General features: G+C 75.0%; 15 protein-coding genes. 3 read left to right on the top strand and 12 right to left on the bottom strand.

The genetic code is table 11. The features are described from left to right. Positions 1-93 precede the first annotated feature (93 nt). Complete coding sequence (locus tag AB0M03_RS10535; RefSeq protein WP_363490621.1) at positions 94-840, bottom strand: M48 family metallopeptidase; 747 nt, start codon at positions 838-840, stop codon at positions 94-96. A gap of 239 nt (positions 841-1,079) precedes the next feature. Here AB0M03_RS10535 and AB0M03_RS10530 point away from each other — a divergent pair, with 239 nt between their 5' ends. Both AB0M03_RS10530 and AB0M03_RS10525 read left to right on the top strand, forming a co-directional pair. Further along, a complete protein-coding gene (locus AB0M03_RS10530) occupies positions 1,080-2,210 on the top strand; it encodes a ThiF family adenylyltransferase (protein ID WP_363490619.1) in 1,131 nt (376 codons plus the stop codon). Positions 2,211-2,430: 220 nt separating this feature from the next. Then, positions 2,431-3,759 (top strand): AarF/ABC1/UbiB kinase family protein, encoded by a 1,329-nt coding sequence (locus AB0M03_RS10525; protein WP_363490617.1) that lies wholly within the window; start codon positions 2,431-2,433, stop codon positions 3,757-3,759. 150 nt (positions 3,760-3,909) lie between these two features. On the opposite strand, the gene AB0M03_RS10520 is transcribed toward AB0M03_RS10525, so the two are convergent. From AB0M03_RS10520 to AB0M03_RS10505, 4 genes are all read right to left on the bottom strand, one after another. Further along, on the bottom strand, positions 3,910-4,320 hold the full coding sequence (locus tag AB0M03_RS10520) for a hypothetical protein (RefSeq protein WP_363490615.1): 411 nt from the start codon (positions 4,318-4,320) through the stop codon (positions 3,910-3,912). Continuing rightward, positions 4,317-4,673 (bottom strand): WhiB family transcriptional regulator, encoded by a 357-nt coding sequence (locus tag AB0M03_RS10515; protein WP_363490795.1) that lies wholly within the window; start codon positions 4,671-4,673, stop codon positions 4,317-4,319. The genes AB0M03_RS10520 and AB0M03_RS10515 overlap by 4 nt, the downstream gene beginning before the upstream one ends. Before the next feature lie 175 nt (positions 4,674-4,848). Beyond that, positions 4,849-5,316: a hypothetical protein gene (locus AB0M03_RS10510; protein WP_363490613.1), complete on the bottom strand. Its 468-nt coding sequence runs from the start codon at positions 5,314-5,316 to the stop codon at positions 4,849-4,851. A 272-nt stretch (positions 5,317-5,588) separates the two neighbouring features. Further along, positions 5,589-7,805 (bottom strand): ATP-dependent DNA helicase UvrD2, encoded by a 2,217-nt coding sequence (locus AB0M03_RS10505; RefSeq protein WP_363490793.1) that lies wholly within the window; start codon positions 7,803-7,805, stop codon positions 5,589-5,591. A 246-nt stretch (positions 7,806-8,051) separates the two neighbouring features. Here AB0M03_RS10505 and AB0M03_RS10500 point away from each other — a divergent pair, with 246 nt between their 5' ends. After that, positions 8,052-8,309 (top strand): mycoredoxin, encoded by a 258-nt coding sequence (locus tag AB0M03_RS10500; RefSeq protein WP_363490611.1) that lies wholly within the window; start codon positions 8,052-8,054, stop codon positions 8,307-8,309. Positions 8,310-8,432: 123 nt separating this feature from the next. Here AB0M03_RS10500 and AB0M03_RS10495 read toward each other — a convergent pair whose 3' ends face one another. The 7 genes from AB0M03_RS10495 to AB0M03_RS10465 form a co-directional block, all read right to left on the bottom strand. Next, positions 8,433-8,945, bottom strand: a complete 513-nt coding sequence (locus AB0M03_RS10495) for a hypothetical protein (RefSeq protein WP_363490609.1) — start codon at positions 8,943-8,945, stop codon at positions 8,433-8,435. Positions 8,946-9,321: 376 nt separating this feature from the next. Next, complete coding sequence (locus AB0M03_RS10490; protein ID WP_363490607.1) at positions 9,322-10,146, bottom strand: GntR family transcriptional regulator; 825 nt, start codon at positions 10,144-10,146, stop codon at positions 9,322-9,324. Between the two features lie 268 nt (positions 10,147-10,414). Beyond that, a complete protein-coding gene (gene nudC, locus AB0M03_RS10485; RefSeq protein WP_363490605.1) occupies positions 10,415-11,347 on the bottom strand; it encodes an NAD(+) diphosphatase in 933 nt (310 codons plus the stop codon). Between the two features lie 54 nt (positions 11,348-11,401). Next, positions 11,402-12,802, bottom strand: coding sequence for a dipeptidase (locus AB0M03_RS10480; RefSeq protein ID WP_363490603.1), 1,401 nt, complete (start codon positions 12,800-12,802; stop codon positions 11,402-11,404). 204 nt (positions 12,803-13,006) lie between these two features. Then, positions 13,007-15,856 (bottom strand): FtsX-like permease family protein, encoded by a 2,850-nt coding sequence (locus AB0M03_RS10475; RefSeq protein ID WP_363490601.1) that lies wholly within the window; start codon positions 15,854-15,856, stop codon positions 13,007-13,009. Beyond that, positions 15,853-16,620 (bottom strand): ABC transporter ATP-binding protein, encoded by a 768-nt coding sequence (locus tag AB0M03_RS10470; protein WP_363490599.1) that lies wholly within the window; start codon positions 16,618-16,620, stop codon positions 15,853-15,855. The genes AB0M03_RS10475 and AB0M03_RS10470 overlap by 4 nt, the downstream gene beginning before the upstream one ends. Positions 16,621-16,642: 22 nt before the next feature. Further along, positions 16,643-17,254, bottom strand: a complete 612-nt coding sequence (locus tag AB0M03_RS10465) for a PadR family transcriptional regulator (RefSeq protein ID WP_363490597.1) — start codon at positions 17,252-17,254, stop codon at positions 16,643-16,645. Positions 17,255-17,260: the final 6 nt, after the last annotated feature.

The following is a 17,260-nucleotide window of genomic DNA, read 5'->3' as shown; positions in this document are numbered from 1 at the left end:
GGCGCGGACCGGCCCCCTCCTGGTGCGGCTGCTGATCCCCGAGACCATATCCCAGCGGCCCGCCCGCACAGCAGCCCCGACCGGCCCCCGATGTCAGTCGCAGTCGTCCGCCCCGGCCGGATCCCCGCCGTCGGCCCCGGGCCGGCCGGCGCCGGCCGGCGGGTGCGGCAGCCGGCCGGCCGCGGCCACGCCCTCCAGGTAGCCGCGGGCCCTCTCGGTGCGCGGGTAGGCCTCCAGCAGCGCCCAGAACCCCGGGCCGTGGTCGGCCACCAGCAGGTGCGCCAGCTCGTGCAGCAGCACGTAGTCCACGACGTACCCGGGCATGCCCTGCAGCCGGTGGGAGAGCCGGACGGTGCGCTCGGCGGGCGTGCAGGAGCCCCACCGGGTGTTCTGGTTGGTGACCCAGCGGACCTGCCGCGGGACGGCCCTCCCGCCCAGGTACGCCTCGGACAGCTCCCGGGCACGGGCCTCGAGCGCGTCGTCGCCGAGCGTGCGGCGGCTCTCCTGCCGGGCCAGCCGCTCCAGCATCTGGGCCACCCAGCGCTGCTCCTCGGCCTTCGACATCCGGGCCGGGATCAGCACGACGGTGCGGTCGCCCTCGCGGTAGGCGGAGACGGTGCGGCTGCGCCGGGCGCTGCGGCGGACCTCGACGGCGGGGTCGACCGGCGGCGGGGCGGCGGGACCCGGTTGCGGCCCGGGCTCCGCCTGCGGCAGCGGGTCGGGGGGCGGCTCCGGCGTGCGGGCGCGCCCGTGCGCACCGGGCGCCGCGGCGCCGTACCCGGAGGCTGCCCGGGGACGTCGGCGCGGCGACGGGGATCGGGTGTCCGGTTCGGCCGCCATGGCACCCGACGTTACCCGCCGCCTCCGACGATGCGGGGCTGCCCGGCCCGCGGAGGCGTGCAGGGATGGCGCACGTCGCGCGAACGGAAGTTGTCCACAGGGTGTACGCACCGATGGTCGGATCATGCGACCGGGCCTGTGGACAACGCCCGGCGGGGCCTCCGCCGGATCGGGCATCCTGCCCTCACCGCGGCGCCGCCCGCGGCACCGCACCGCCCAGGAGGGACACCATGCGCCCGATGCTCAAACCCGCCCTCTCCCGCCTCTGGCGGGACGAGCGGACCCTGCAGTTCGGCACCGTCCGCCGGCACGCCCGGCTGGTCGAGCAGGTCGACCGCACCGTCGCCGCCTTCCTGGAGCTGGTCGACGGCAGCCGGGACACCGCCGGGCTGATCGCGGCCGGCGAGGCGCTCGGCCTGGACACCGGCGTCTGCCGGGCCCTGCTCGACTCGCTGGCCCGGGGCGAGCTGCTGGACGACGCCGAGGCCCTCCGCGAGGCCCTGGAGGGCTTCCCGCAGCCGCAGCGGGAACTCCTCGGGCCGGACGCCGCCGGGCTCTCGCTGGTCCACCCCGAGCCCGGCGAGGCCGCGGAGGTGCTCACCGCCCGCCGGCGCGCCCGGGTGGAGGTGCGGGGCGCCGGCCGGGTCGGCACCGCGCTGGCCGCCGCCCTCGCGGCCGGCGGCATCGGCACCGTCACCGTGGCGGACGGCGGCCGGGTCACCGCCGCGGACTGCTCGCCCGCCGGCCTGCCGCCCTCCGACGTCGGACGGCTGCGCAGCACCGCCGCCCGCGAGGCCGTGCAGCGGGCCGCAGGGGTGCCCCCGGCCGTCGGCCGCCGCCCCGCCCCGGTCGCCGCCGGGCCGCCCGCCCTGGTCGTGCTGGCACCGCGGGACGGCTCCGCCGCGCACACCGGCGGGGCGGTGGAGGCGCACGAGCTGGTCCGGGCCGGGGTGCCGCACCTGTACGTCGGGGTGCTGGAGCACCTGGGCGTGGTCGGGCCGCTGGTCGTCCCCGGCGCCTCGGCCTGCGGCGGCTGCGCCGCGCTGACCAGGCACGACGAGGACCCGGGCTGGCCGCGGCTGCTCGCCCAGCTGGAGGGCGCCGGCCCGGGGCGGGCCCGGACGCCCGCCTGCGACAGCGCGCTCGCCACCGCCGTCGCCGGGCTGGCCGCCCTGCACGCCCAGCTCTACCTGGACGGGGTGCTGCCGCCGAGCGTGGACGGCTGGTGCGAGCTCTCCGCCGCCGACGGCACGGTGCGGCGGCTGCGGCTGCGCGCCCACCCGGCCTGCGGCTGCCTCTGGCGCGCATCGGGCCCGCCGCCCCCGGCCCGGCCGGCCGCGCCGGTCGGGCGGGTCGGCAGGAGGGGGTGAATCCCTTCGGCAGGCGTTCGGGGTGCCCCGTTGAGGTGAACTTCGCGCGGTACGCCCCACCGCCGGGTTGCGCGCCCGAATACCAGTCCGCATTATTCGCCGGACGTGCCCGGTGGAGCGGGCACAATGGCGAGGTGACCACTGCCCGTGGCGGGCCGCGTCCGGTGCCTGCGCGCGCCGGCCGGCCCCGGCGGGCGCGACCCGACTGGGAGGCCCCGGGGTGAGCGATCTTCCGCGCAAGGCCGTGACGCGTACCGCACGGCTGGCGGCGCTGCCGCTCGGCTTCGCGGGCCGTGCCACGCTCGGGCTGGGCAAGCGGCTGGGCGGCCGGCCGGCCGAGGAGGTCACGGCCGAGCTGCAGCAGCGCACCGCCGAGCAGCTGTTCTCGACGCTCGGTCAGCTCAAGGGCGGCGCCATGAAGTTCGGCCAGGCGCTGTCGGTCTTCGAGTCCGCGCTGCCCGAGGACGTCGCCGGCCCCTACCGGGCCGCGCTGACGAAGCTCCAGGACTCGGCCCCGGCGATGCCGGCGGCCACCGTGCACCGGGTGATGGCGGAACAGCTCGGCGCCGACTGGCGGGAGCGGTTCCGCAGCTTCGACGACCGCCCGGCAGCCGCCGCGTCGATCGGACAGGTGCACCGCGCGGTCTGGCACGACGGCCGCACGGTCGCCGTCAAGGTCCAGTACCCGGGGGCCGGCGACGCGCTGCTGGGCGATCTCGGCCAACTGGCCAGGCTGGCCCGGGTGCTGGGGCCGCTGATCCCCGGGATGGACATGAAGCCGCTGATCGCCGAGTTGCGGGCACGGGTCGCGGAGGAGCTGGACTACGGCCTGGAGGCGCAGGCCCAGCGCGCCCACGCGGAGGAGTTCGCCGACGATCCGGACATCGCCGTGCCCGGGGTGGTCGACCGGGCCGGGCAGGTGCTGGTCACCGAGTGGATGGACGGCACCCCGCTGGCCCGGGTGATCGCCTCCGGCTCGGCCGCGGAGCGGGACAGGGCCGGGCAACTGCTGGCCCGCTTCCTGTTCGCCGGGCCGACCCGCACCGGGCTGCTGCACGCGGACCCGCACCCGGGCAACTTCCGGCTGCTCGGCGACGGGCCGGCCGGGGAGCGGCGGCTCGGGGTGCTGGACTTCGGCACGGTCGACCGGCTGCCGGGCGGGCTGCCCGAGCCGATCGGCACGGCGCTGCGGCTCGCCCTGGAGGGGGAGGCCGGGGCGGTCTACGACATGCTCCGCCAGGAGGGCTTCGTCCGGCCGACCATCACGCTCGACCCGAACGCGGTGCTGGACTACCTGGTGCCGATCATCGAACCGACCCGGGTGGAGGAGTTCACCTTCACCCGGGACTGGATGCGGGCGCAGGCGGCCCGGATCGCCGATCCCCGCTCGCCCGCGTACAACCTGGGCAAGCAGCTCAACCTGCCGCCGTCCTACCTGCTGATCCACCGGGTGACGCTGAGCACCATCGGCGTGCTCTGCCAGCTGGGTGCGAAGGTGCGGCTGCGCGAGGAACTGGCCGCCTGGCTGCCGGGGTTCGCCGGCCGCTGAGCCGGGGCCCGCGGGCCGCCCCGGACAGGGCCCGCACACGGCGACGGCCGCCCCTTTCCGCAAGGGGGCGGCCGTCGTTCCGTTCTCTGCCTGGTCACTGGACGGGCCGTCCGGCTCCGCCCCGGTCGGGGCGGGACCGGCGGCGGTCCGTCACATCAGGGCGGTGGCAAGCGCCCTGCGGGCGCGCAGCGACGCACGTTCGGCCTTCCGCACGAGGCGGTCGGCCCGTACGAGGCGCGCGCCGAGTCGTTGGCGCTCCGCCTCGCGGGTTAGTTCCTGCATATGGGCGCGGGCCAGGGATTCCTGGAGGAGATGCATGTCGAAGTTCCTGTTCGGGGCGTGGAGTTCGGGGTGCTGCTCGAAGCGGGCGGGGTGATCGGCGGCGGGGGTCATGTGGTGGTCCTGCTCGTGGTGCGTGCTCGGGAAGGGGTGGCGGGCTGCGGCATCGGCCTTGGCGGCGGCGATGCGTACGGATCGGCGCAGGGCGCTGTCCTGAGGGGGCTGCTCTCCCCGTCGGACGCCTGCGGTTCCGTGACCGGTGGGCATGTCGGCGGTGATCACGCCATGACCTCGGTCTTGCGCGGACGGCCCCGCGGCCGCTTGCGGGCCACGACCACGCCCTGGACGAAGAGCTCGCCGCCCCAGACGCCCCACGGCTCGCGCCGCTCCAGCGCGCCGGCCAGGCAGGCCTCCTTGACCGGGCAGGTGCCGCAGAGGGACTTGGCGTACTCGACGTCCGCCGGCGTCTCGGCGAAGAAGACCTCCGGGTCGAAGGCCCGGCACGGGACGGTCTGGCCGAGGGCGTCGGCCTCGTCGAGCGAAGAGAGCTGCTGCATCAGGGAAACCTCCGGGGGGTCGGCCTGGTCGGCCTTGGTGAACTTGTCTGTCGGTACGGACGGGAGGGGCGGCGTGATGACCGTGGACACTTCTTCCTCGTCTTTTCTCAGTGGTTCCGGTCCAGCCGGCTGGTGGGGCCGGACCGGAGGCCCCGAGGGGCCTGGGTTTGTCTTGACGTACCGGACAAAACAGAAGGGCCGCGGATCCCGGTGTGACGGGTTCCGCGGCCCTGGAGACCGACCTGAGGCTTCCTCAGGTGCGTTCGCTCCAGGGTTCCGGGCCGCGGAAGGCCCTCATCCGGGTGGCCTGGGCGCCCATCTGGGCGGCCTGGGCCAGGTTGATCAGCTGCTCGTCCTGCTTGGCGGCTCCGGCACCGGAGACGCGCACATAGCTGCCATGCATGGCTGCCACTGCCACTGCCTTCGGTGCCTGGGTCGGTCGCTCGTCGCGCAGCTCGAGGCCGCCGCCGAAGATCGCCCAGTCACGGGACAGACCCGTCTCGCGGGAATCGGCGCCGCCGAAGCCAGTGAAGCCGGAGCCACTGACAACAGAGACATCGGTGCCCTGGAGACCCAGACCGTTGTCGGCCAGAACGACCGCGCCACGCAGACGCGAGACGGTGGTCGAGGTGCAACGGGTGCCGAACAGCGAGAGGGCGCCCGCGGGCATGGCGAATACGGTCTGGCCAGTCAGTTTGGTGATGGTCTTCGTGGTTTCCACTGTCTTCGCCTCCTCTCGGCGTCTCGCGGTGCCCAGTTCCCCGGGCCCCGGTGTTCGGATGTCGGTCGGTCCTGCTGGTGGTGCGGTGTTGCTGCTGTACCGGCGCTGTCGGACCCGAAAAGATCCGGTCGCGCCCGAACGGCACGCTGAAGGTGGCCCTCCGAGCGGCCTTGCGATCTCGTCCCCTTGACCGCTCCGGCAGGCTATTGCGCGCGGCGTACGGGGCGCAAACTATTTTTCCGGCGAGTTCCGGAGTGATCTCCGCGAGCGGCTCAGGCCGGCTCGGTCGGCTCCCCCACGAGCCCGTCCGCGATGTCGTCGACAGGCTCTTCCCCCGCGCACAACGACAGCACAGCGGCGCCGTACTTGTCCAGTTTCATGGCGCCGACCCCGGAGATCAGGGCCAGTTCGCGCTCGCTCGACGGGACGTCCTCGGCGATCGCCATCAGGGTCGCGTCGGTGAACACCACGTACGCCGGCGCGCCCTGCTTCTTCGCCTGGCGGGCCCGCCACTCGCGCAGCCGCTCGTACAGCGCCTCGTCCATCGAGGAGGGGCAGCCCTCGCAGCGGCGCAGCTTGCGCTCCACCGCCTCGGTGAGGGTGCGGCCGCACACCCGGCAGGTGACCGGGCCGCGCGGGGCGCGGCGGGAGGCCGCGCGGGCCTCGCCGCGCTCGACCCCGCCCCGGCCGCCGCGGCCGCCGCCCTGCGCCGTACCGGAGCCCGGCCGCAGGCCGTCCAGGAAGCGGGTGGGCCGACGGCTCGCCCGGCCGCCGGGAGAGCGCGAGAGGGCCCAGGAGAGGCTGAGGTGCTGCCGGGCGCGGGTCACGCCGACGTAGAGCAGCCGGCGCTCCTCCTCGATCTGCTCGTCGGTCTTGGCGTAGATGATCGGCAGGGTGCCCTCGCTGAGGCCGACGAGGAACACGGCGTCCCACTCCAGGCCCTTGGCGGCGTGCAGCGAGGCCAGGGTGACGCCCTCGACGGCGGGGGCGTGCTGGGCCGCGGCGCGGGCGTCGAGCTCGGCGACGTACGCGGCCAGCCCGGCGTTCTCCCCGGCGGCGAGGCGGCCGGCCTCGAACTCCTCGGCGAGCCGGACGAGCGCGGCCAGCGACTCCCAGCGCTCGCGGACGGCGCCGGAGCCGGCCGGCGGGACGGCGGTGAAGCCGCGGGTGGCGAGCACCGCGCGGACCTGCCCGGCGAGGTCGGGGGCGTCCGCGGTGAGCGGGTCGTCGGACGCGCGGGCGGCGCCCTTGAGCAGCACGCCGGCCTCGCGCACCTCGGGCCGCTCGAAGAACCGCTCGGCGCCCTTCAGCTGGTAGGGCAGGCCGAGGTCGGCGAGGGCCTGCTCGTACACCTCGGACTGGCCGTTGGTGCGGAACAGCACGGCGATCTCGCTGGCCCGCACGCCGCTGTCCAGCAACTTGCGGATGCGGTGGGCGGTGGACTCGGCCTCGGTCGGCTCGTCCGGGTACTCGGCGTACTCGGGGTCGGGGCCGGCCTCCCGCTGGGAGACCAGCTCCAGGCGGTGCCGGGCGGCCTGGCCGCGGGCCTGGGCGAGCAGCCCGTTGGCCAGGTGGACGACCTGCGGGCTGGAGCGGTAGTCGCGGACCAGCTTCACCACGGTGGCGTCCGGGTGCCGGGTGCGGAAGTTCAGCAGGTAGTCGGGGGTGGCGCCGGTGAAGGAGTAGATGGTCTGGCTGGCGTCGCCGACCACGCAGAGGCTGGCGCCGCCGGCCGTCCACTGCTCCAGCAGCCGCTGCTGGAGCGGGGAGACGTCCTGGTACTCGTCGACGGTGATGTGCCGGTACTGGGCGCGGACCCGCTCGGCGATCTCCGGGCGGTCCTCCAGGACGGCGGCGGTGAGCAGCAGCACGTCCTCGAAGTCGATCAGGCCGCGGTCGCGCTTGGCCTGCTCGTACGTCGCGTAGACGCGGGCGATCTCGGCCGGGTCGCGCGGGGCCTCGCGGCTGCTCTTGGCGACGGCGGCCGGGTAGTCGTCGGGCACGATCTGGGTGACCTTGGCCCACTCGATCTCGCCGGTGAGGTCGCGCAGCTCGGTGCGCTGCACGCGCAGGCCGGTGCGGGAGGCGGCCTCGGCGACCAGCTGGACCTTGCGCTCCAGCAGCCGCGGGACCTCGCCGCCGATCGCCCGCGGCCAGAAGTACTGGAGCTGGCGCAGCGCGGCGGAGTGGAAGGTGCGGGCCTGCACGCCCTCGGCGCCGAGCTGGCGGAGCCGGCCGCGCATCTCGCCGGCAGCGCGGGCGGTGAAGGTCACCGCGAGCACCTGCTGGGGCTGGTAGACGCCGCTGCGCACGCCGTAGGCGATCCGGTGGGTGATGGCCCGGGTCTTGCCGGTGCCGGCGCCCGCGAGGACGCAGACGGGGCCGGTGAGGGCGGTGGCGACGGCACGCTGCTCGGGGTCGAGCCCGGCGAGCACCGCGTCGGCACCGGCGGGGGCGCCGCCCCAGGACTCGTACGGGTCGGACGGCATGCCCGAGAGCTCTTCCTGCATGACTACCATCCTCTCAGCCCGGCGGGCGGTGCGGCCGGACGCACATCCTGGCAGTCGGCGGTGACAGCCTGCGGGTTGTCCACAGGCCGGCTGCTGCGGTACGACGATCGGCCCGCCTCCCCGCGTGTGGCGTTCCGCACGCGCCGGGCGTGCGCGGAATGCCGGGTGCACGCCGGGCGTTGGGACCCACGACCGTACGCCCCCTCTCCGAAGGAGCACGCCGCCATGTCCGGCACCGTCACGATGTACAGCACGACCTGGTGCGGCTACTGCAACCGCCTCAAGAGCCAGCTGGAGCGCGAGGGCATCGCCTACACCGAGGTGAACATCGAGCTGGACCCGGCCTCGGCGAGCTTCGTGGAGTCGGTGAACAACGGCAACCAGACCGTGCCGACCGTGCTGGTGTCGCCGAAGAGCGGCGGCGAGGACGTCGTCATGACCAACCCGAGCCTGCGCCAGGTGCAGGCCGCGCTGGCCGGCTGACCCGGCGTCAGCCCGCAGGACCCGCGGGGCGGGCACACGTACGCGTGTGCCCGCCCCCGCACTTCCCGAAGACCGCACTTCCCGAAGACCGCGCTTCCCGAAGACCGCGCTGCCCGAAGGCCGTCAGCGGTTCAGGCGCAGGCTCCAGACGGTGAGCTCGCCGTCCAGCTCCCCGTACCCGCCCCGGTCGTAGTGGGTGGCGGTCACCTTGAGCGCGGCGACCGGCGAACTGCCCTCGGCCAGGCAGACCACGTCGCCCGCGGCCACGTCCGCCTCGTCGCGGGACTGCGTGAGCAGGAGGTCCTTGCAGCCCTGGGCGGTGGGCGCGCCGTTGCCCGTCCAGAGCGCCACGGTGCCCTTGACCATCATCCCGTTGCTGCCGCTCCGCGCGGCCGCGGGACGGGTGAAGGGCGGGCTCCCCTTGCGCGGCGGCGACTGCGTCAGGTCGATGCCTTCGAGGCCGAGCACGATCGGCCCCGACCAGCGGACGCCCTCCGCGGCGGCGTTCGTGGCGGAGGCCCCGGCGGGCGGCACCTGCTGGGCGCTGCCGCCGGCGGGCGGCGGCGCGACGGTCACCGTCACCTGGGCCGACGGAGCGCGGTCCGGCCCGGACGGGCCTCCGGTGAACGCAGCCACCGCACTGGCCACCCCCGCGATGGCGCTGACCACCGCGGCGACGACGCCCCAGAGCTTGATGTGCGACCGCTGCGGCCCCTCCGGTGCGCCCGTTCCCGTGCCCGTCGGCGGGTGGGACGGCGGTTCCTGGGGCGGCGGGAAAGACGACGGTTGCTGCACAGGATCCCCCCGACGGGTACCGGCGGCCGCCTGGCGGCGGCAGGCCTCGCTGGACGCCCGGCATGCTAGCCAATCGGAGGCCGCGCCGCGTGCCCTCCGGGTACGGCGGCCCGGCCCCGGCGGATTCCCTCCGCCGGGGCCGGCTGCGTCCGGAGGCCGCTTCCGGACGGATCTGGGGGCCGGGCGCCTCGGGGGCCCGACCGCGGGGGCGGCCCGTTCAGGAGACCCCGGCCGGCACCCGGAGGCCGGCTCCGGCCTCCGCGGCGAGCGGGCCGAGCCCGTAGAGCAGGCGGCAGCGGTCGGCCGCGTAGCGCGTCTCGACGACCCGGACGGGGCCGCGGGCGTCGCTGGTGACCCGGGTCTGCACCAGCAGCGGCACCCCGGGGCCGACCTCGAACCAGGCGGCCTCCTCGGGGCCCGGCATCCGGGCCACCAGGCGGTCCGCCGCGGCGGACTCGCAGCGGCCGATCGCCGCCAGCACCGTCTCGTCGCCGCCGGGCACCGGTACCGGTTCCATCAGCGGCGTGCCCGCGGCGAGGCCCGCGCGGTAGTGGCTCTCCTCGATCGAGTACGGCTCGCGGTCGGTCAGCCTCAGCTGGCGGCGGACGACCACGGCCTCTCCCGGCAGCATGCCGAGCAGTTCGGCGATGTCGGCCCGGGCGCGCACCACGAGCATCTCGAAGTCGCAGGTCAGCCGGCGGCCGGAGGCGACGGCCTCGTCGGCGTAGACCGCGGAGGGGGCTGCCAGGCAGTCCGCCGGGCCGGCCGCGCCGTGCGGCGGGCCGTAGGCCCGGTGGTCGAGCATCGGCTGCTGCTTGAGGTAGGTGCCCTTGCCCTGGAGGCGGACCAGCCGCCCCTCGTTGACCAGGACGTCGACCGCCAGGCGCACGGTGTTGCGGGCGACGCCGTAGTGGTGCTCCAACTCGGTCTCGACGGGGAGCTGCGCGCCGCCCTGCCACTCGCCGGACTCGATCCGGCGGCGCAGGTCGGCCGCGAGGCGCTGGTACTTGGGGGCGGGCACTCCGGCTCGGGGGATCGTCACACCGGTGAATCTAGTCAGACGGCTTCCCGCATTTCAGGAAAACCGGCCAAGAACGCGGGTCAGGGGGTTTGGAACGGGCGCGAACAGCGCATGCGGGCGCACTCCGCCGCAGATGGGCGCCGGTACGGACGGCTCCGATCGGGATCGACCGAACAGCACGGCAAGAACGAAAGCGGTGCGCACTTAATCGAAGGACCGAAGCAAAAGGGGGCGCGCAGACAATCGCCGCGCGCCCCCTTTTTCGTGATCCGAATGCCCCGGCCGGGTGCTACCAGCGGGCCGCCGCGGGCAGCGGCTCGCCGTACCAGAGCTCGACCAGGTGCCGGGCGATCGAGATCCCCGACGGCGGCAGGATCTCGCCCGCCGCCATGCCCGCCTTCAGCTCCTCGCGGGAGAACCAGCGCGCCTCGGCGAGCTCCTCGCCGTCCACGGTGATCCCGGTGCCGGCCGGGTCGGCCCTCCCGATGAAGCCCAGCATCAGGCTGGACGGGAACGGCCACGGCTGGCTCGCCACGTACTCGACCTCGGAGACCCGCACCCCGGCCTCCTCGTGCACCTCGCGGGCGACCGCCTGCTCGATCGACTCGCCGGGCTCGACGAAGCCGGCCAGGGTCGACCAGCGGCCCTCCGGCCAGATCGCCTGGCGGCCCAGCAGGCAGCGGTCCTCGCCGTCGGTGATCAGCATGATCACCGCCGGGTCGGTCCGCGGGTAGTGCTCGGCGGCGCAGGAGGTGCAGCGGCGCACGTGGCCCGCGCCGGCCTTCTCGGTGCGGTGGCCGCAACGCGAGCAGAAGCTGTGCAGCCGGTGCCAGTGCTCGAGGGCGACCGCATGCACCAGCAGCCCCGCGTCCCGGTCGGAGAGCGAGGCGCCGACCTCGCGCAGCCCGGCCGGGCGGGCGTCGCCGTCCAGCCGGCCCGGCAGGCTCTCGCCGGCCAGGGCGAAGTACGAGACGCCGTCCTCGTCCGTACCCAGGTAGAAGCGGTCGCCGCTGTCCGGCGCCTCGAAGGAGGGCAGCAGGACGAGCTCGGTGCCCCGCTCGGTGTCGACCACGAAGACCTCGCCGCCGGCGATCGGCAGCACCCTGGTGGTCGGGTGGCTCCACGCCGCGGCCAGCCACGGCTCGTCGAACCGGTGGTGCGCGGCACGGTCCACCCCGGCGCGGGCCAGGGCGAGGTGCCCGGTGTCAGACGCGCTGCTCAACTCGGTCCATCCCCGTTCGAAGTCCGCAATTCCCGATTTCCCGCATCGTCGTCATCAGGCCCGCTGCCCGTCCCCGGCCAGCTCGCCCCACAGGTACGCCGAGGTCTCGACGCCCTTGCGCAGCAGGTCCAGCTCCACCTTCTCGTTGACGGAGTGCCAGCCGTCGGAGGGCACCGAGATGCCCAGGAACAGCACCGGCGCGCCCAGCACGTCCTGCAGGTCGGCGGCGGGCCCGGAGCCGCCCTCCCTGGTGAAGAGGATCTTCTGCTCGAACGCCCGGCCCATAGCCCGGACGACCGCCTGCAGCGCCGGGTGGTCCAGCGGCGTCAGGCAGGGGCGGGTCGCGCCGGGGAAGGCGATCTCGTACCGGATGCCCTCCGGCACCTGATCGGCCACCCAGGAGCGGACGGCCTCGCGGACCTTCTCCACCTCCTGGCCGGCGACCAGCCGGAAGGACAGCTTGAGGTGCGCCTCGGACGGCACGATGGTCTTGCCGCCGGGGCCGGTGTAGCCGCCCCAGACGCCGTTGACCTCGGCCGTCGGACGGGCCCAGACCCGCTCCAGGGTGGAGTAGCCGGCCTCGCCCCGGGTGCCGTACGACTTGGCGACCCGCAGCCACTGGGCCTCGTCGAAGGGCAGCTCGGCGAAGAGCTCGCGCTCCCGCTCGGTCAGCTCGACCACGCCGTCGTAGAAGCCGGGGACGGCGACCCTGCGGTCCGCGTCGTGCAGGGCGGCGGCCAGCGAGGCCGCCACCTCCGCCGGGTTGGGGACGGCACCGCCGAAGGAGCCGGAGTGGATGTCGGTGTCCGGGCCGAAGAAGTCGATCTGGCAGTCGGCCAGACCGCGCATGCCGGTGCAGACGGTCGGCGTGGTCTCGGACCACATGCCGGTGTCCGAGATGATCACGACGTCGGCGGCGAGCCGCTCGGCCTCGCGGCGCACCAGGGCGGCGAAGTTCGGCGAACCGGACTCCTCCTCGCCCTCGATCAGCAGCTTGAGGTTGACCGCCGGCGCGGTGCGGCCGGTGGCGGCGAGGTGGGCGCGCACCCCGAGGGTGTGGAAGAAGACCTGGCCCTTGTCGTCCGCGGCGCCGCGGGCGAACAGTCGTCGCCCGACCACGGTCGGGGTGAAGGGCTCGGTCTCCCAGCCGTCCTCCTCGGCCGCGGGCTGCACGTCGTGGTGCCCGTAGACCAGGACGGTCGGCGCGGAGGCGTCCCCGGACGGCCACTCGGCGAACACCGCCGGCAGGCCGTCGGTCTCCCACACCTCGGCGACCGGGAAGCCCGTGCTGCGCAGCGCGGCGGCCAGCCACTCGGCGGAGCGGCGGACGTCGCCGGCCCGGTCCGGTTCGGCGGAGACGGAGGGGATGCTCAGCCAGTCGGAGAGGTCCTGCAGGAAGGCGGGCTCGTGCTCGTCGATGTAGGAGCGGACGACGCTGTCCGGGGTTTTCGTCATACGGACGACTTTAGTTCGCCCGGACGGGTGCGTGCCGCCCTCCGGCGGCGCGCACCCCCGTAACCTCGATCACCCCGGTGGACCTGCAGGGGGCGCGGGGATCCGCACAGTCCGGGACATCCGAATTGTGCGGTTCTCCCCCGGCCCTCGGCCGGGAGGTACCCCCAGCGCCCCCTGCGGTCGGCCCGTGCCCCTGTCCGCCGGTCAGGCCGAGCGGCGGGTGAGCATCAGGCGGGAGCGGGTGAACAGCATCGCCAGCAGGACGGCCAGCAGCGGCAGGCCGACCAGGGTGACCGCGAGCTCCGCCCACGGGAAGGCGATCACCGCCTCGGCCGGCTTGAGCATCCCGTACGAGGAGTCGTACACGGCGGATGCCTCCATCTTGCGCAGCGCGACCGCCGGGATCACGCCGCAGACCGTGCCGAGGACGGTGCCCATCGCGGCGATCACCCCGCACTGGAAGCCGGAGAGCCGGCGCCGGATGCCGCCCGTCGCGCCGACCGCGGCCAGCGTGGCCAGATCGCGCTGCGAGTCGGCGGCGGCGAGGCCGGTCGCGATGCCGGCGGCGCCGAGGGCGACCAGGCCGGCGAAGCCGGTCAGGGCGAGGCCGACCAGGGTCTGCTGGGAGCGGTAGCCCCGCTCGACCTGGACGTCGGCGGCGTCGTCCAGCTTGCCGACGGCGGCGGAGGCCTTCTGCTCGGCCCCGTCGGAGGGCGCCGCGGCCGGGCGCCACACGCTGCCGACCGGACGGGTGCTCAGTCCCAGCCGCTCGGCGGTCTTCGGGCTGACCAGTGCCTGGGCCGCGACCACCTCGGGCTTGACGACGACGGCGTCGACGGTCGCGTGGTGCACGACCGGCTTGCCGGGCCTGGCGGCGTTGATGTCCTCGGTGGTCTCCGGCTCGGCGACGGTCAGGTCGAGGGTGATCTTCCCGTCCTTGACGTACTTGGCGTCGAAGACCACCGCCTTGCCGTCGGCGAGCGCCTGGGCGGCTGCCGGGTCGTTCACCCCGAACAGGTTGCGCAGGACCGTGGCGTCGCCCGCCGGGACGTATCCGGCGACGCCGCCGTAGATCGGGTCGTCGGCGCACCGCGGGTCGGTGCGGTTGATCCGGCGGATCTCGGCGTTGTCCATGGTCCGGTCTTCGTTGTCGGGGTCGCGGGTCGGGCAGCGGCGCTCCTTGGGGATGCCCACCTCGACCCAGCCGCAGGAGATGCGGGCGCAGTCCTTCCCGTACGCGGTGATCAGCGGGTCGGCGCGCGGGCCCAGGTCGGGGACGGACCGCTCGACCGCGGCCCGCAGTGCCGGCAGGTCGGCCGAACGCAGACCCGGCCCGTCGTCGGCCATCAGCCGGACGGCGCCGGCGGGCATCTCGGCGCGGTAGTTCCGACGCTGCTCCAGATCGTCGCTGGCGGTGTAGACGCCGACCGCGACGGAGCCTGCGACCGCGGCCATCACGGCGGCGACGGCGGGGGCGGTGCGGCCGCGGTGGCGTACGGCGTCGCGCAGTGCGAGCCGGGGGCTGAGCGAGAGGTGGCGGCCGAGCCGGCCGAACAGGCCGACCAGCATCGGCGTGCAGGCGATCATGCCGAGTTCGGCGAGCGCCGAGCCGCCGAGCACGCCGAGGGCACGGCCGGCGGCACCGGTGAAGGTGCCGAGCAGGGCGAGCGCGGCGCCGGAGCCGACCGTCACCAGGCCGACGACGGCGAGCTGGCGGCTCGGGGGCCTGACCGAGCCGCGGCCGGTGAGCGCCTCGACGACGTCCGTCCGGGCGGCCTGGAAGGCCGGGACGACCGCTGCCAGCAGGCCGGTGACCAGGCCGATCAGGGCGATGCAGAGCAGGTCCAGCGGCTGCAGGTCGAAGTGGCCGAAGCGCATCCCGGCGGCCTCCTCGGCCCACGGGCGGAGCACCGCGACCAGGACGACGGCCAGGACCACGCCGACCACGGCACCGGCCAGGCCGAGCACCACGCCGCCGCCGAGCACCACGGCCCGGATGTGCGAGCGGTCGCCGCCGCCGGCCGCGAGCAGGCCGAGCTGGCGGCGCGAGCGGCGGGCGCCGACCGCGAAGGCGGGCCCGGCGAGCAGCACGATCTCCAGCAGCGCCATGCCGACGACGGTGCCGACGACGACCAGGCCGACCGTGTCGACACCTCCGTAGCCGTGCCGGTCCATGTCGACGTAGTAGGGCACCTGGGAGCGGGGCGGCGGGTCCATCAGCACGGCACGGGAAGTCAGCCCGAGGCCGTACTTGTTGAGCTCCAGCACCTTCGGCCAGTCGAGGGCGGCGGCCCCCTGCGGCAGCCGGACCAGCCACCGTTCGCCGCCGTAGCGGCTGTCCTGGTCGGTGCCGCGGTTGGCGGCGCGCAGCGGGGCGACGAGTTCGCCCGGGCGGCCGACCAGGGTGACGGCCCCCAGCTCTCCGGGGAACTCGGCGACCGCGGTGATGAGGAACGGGGTGCCGTCCAGACCGTGCAGCGCCGTGCGGTCGCCGAGGTGCAGTCCGGACTTGTCGAGGAAGCCCCGGGTGGCGGCGATCTCGTGCGCGGAGCTCGGGGCCCGGCCCTCCACGACGTTCAGCCGGCCGTGCCAGACCGGGTCGGTGAGGTCGGCCTCGGTGGTCTCGGCGCCGAGGCGGCCCTCCTTGCTGGTGGCCGAGGCGCTCTCGCCCGCGGGAACGGGCACCAGCACGGTGCCGGCGGGCAGCAGCTCCTTGGCGAGCGCTGCGGGGTCGGCCTTCGCGCTGCGGACCTGCTCGGCGGTGGGCTTCTTGCCCTCCTCCGGCGGGACGCCCCAGCCGCTCTCCTCGGCGTTCGGCGGCTGGAGGACGACGGTGCCGCGGCCGAAGGCGTGGAGCAGTCCGTCGGCCGAACCCATCAGGCGGACGGCCTGCTCGCGGGGCTCCAGTTCGCCGCTGCGGTACATCACGTCGGCGCCGGCCACGCCGAGCACCGGGAGGGCGATCATGGCGAGGACGAGGGCGCTGCGGCCCTTGGCGCGCAGGGCGTCGCGGCGGGCTATCCGCAGGGCGACCCGCCAGGCTCGGGGGTTCACTCGCCGGGCCCCTTCACGCTGTTGGTGGCGGCGGTGACCAGCAGGCTGGCCGCGTCGTGGCTGACGCTCTGGTCGACCAGGCGGCCGTCGCGCAGGAAGACCACGCGGTCCGCCCAGGCGGCGTGCCGGGCCTCGTGGGTGACCATCATGGCGGCCGCGCCGGCGTCGCAGCGGGCGCGCAGCACCGCGAGGACGGCCTCGCCGGTGGTGGAGTCCAGGGCGCCGGTGGGCTCGTCGGCGAGGACGAGCCGGCGGTCGCCGATCAGGGCGCGGGCGATGGCGACGCGCTGCTGCTGGCCGCCGGACATGTCGTCGGGGAAGCGGTCGGCGAGCTCCGGGATGCCGAGCTCCTCCAGCGCGGCGATCGCCTCGCGGCGGGCCGCGCGGCCGGAGACGCCGTCGAGCTCGCGCGGCAGGGAGATGTTCTCGGCGGCGGTGAGCGCCGGGATGAGGTTGTAGTCCTGGAAGACGTAGCCGATGGAGCGGCGGCGGACCTGGGCCTGCTGCTTGCGGGAGAGCTCGCCGAGGACGGTGCCCTCGACCAGCACCCGGCCGGAGCTGGGGCTGTCCAGGCCGCCGGCCAGGGTCAGCAGGGTGGACTTGCCGGAGCCGGACGGGCCCATGACGGCGACCAGCTCGCCTGGGTGGACGACGAGTTCGACGCCGCGCAGGGCGTGCACCTCGGCGGCGCCCTGGCCGTGCACCCGGCTGACCTGGTCGAGGTGCAGCACGGGTGGCCGCGATTCGGTGTGGGTGGTGCTCATGCTTCCCCCTGCTGTCGGTTGATCAGATGCGGCTGCGGCGGCGCGTGCGCGCGGTGCCGGTGGCCGGTGCGGATTCGGTGGCGGGCGCGGGAGCCTGCGCGGGACGCGAGGCGTGCTGGGCGAGACGGGTCTCGCAGTGGTCGAGCCAGCGGATCTCGGCTTCGGTCTGGAAGATCAGCTGCTCGAGGACGAGCAGCCAGGCGAGGTCGCTCTGCTGCTCGGCGGCGGTCAGCGCCTGGGCCTTGAGCCGGGTGTAGTCCTGCAGTGCCTTCATGCTGTGCCGGCGCTGCGACTGCACCACCGCCTGCACGTCGACCCCGGGGACGCCGACGGCCATCGCCAGCTTGATCGCCAGCTCGTCGCGCGGCGGATTGGTCCGGGGCACCGGGGTGTCGAACCATTGGCGCAGTTCCGTGCGTCCTGCATCGGTGACGGCGTAGAAGAGGTGGCCCTCGTCGTCCTCGCCGGCGGGCTCCACGAGCCCGTCGCGCTCCAGCCGCCCGAGGGTGGTGTAGACCTGGCCGACGTTCAGCGGCCAGGTGGCACCGGTGCGGGCCTCGAACTCGGAGCGCAGCTGGTAGCCGTACCGGGGGCCCTGGTCGAGGAGGGCGAGGAGACCATGACGGATCGACATACCGAG

Origin of the sequence: Kitasatospora sp. NPDC051914, assembly GCF_040680995.1 — a bacterium.
Lineage (GTDB): Bacteria > Actinomycetota > Actinomycetes > Streptomycetales > Streptomycetaceae > Kitasatospora.
This window is presented reverse-complemented; position numbering and strand designations above follow the sequence as displayed.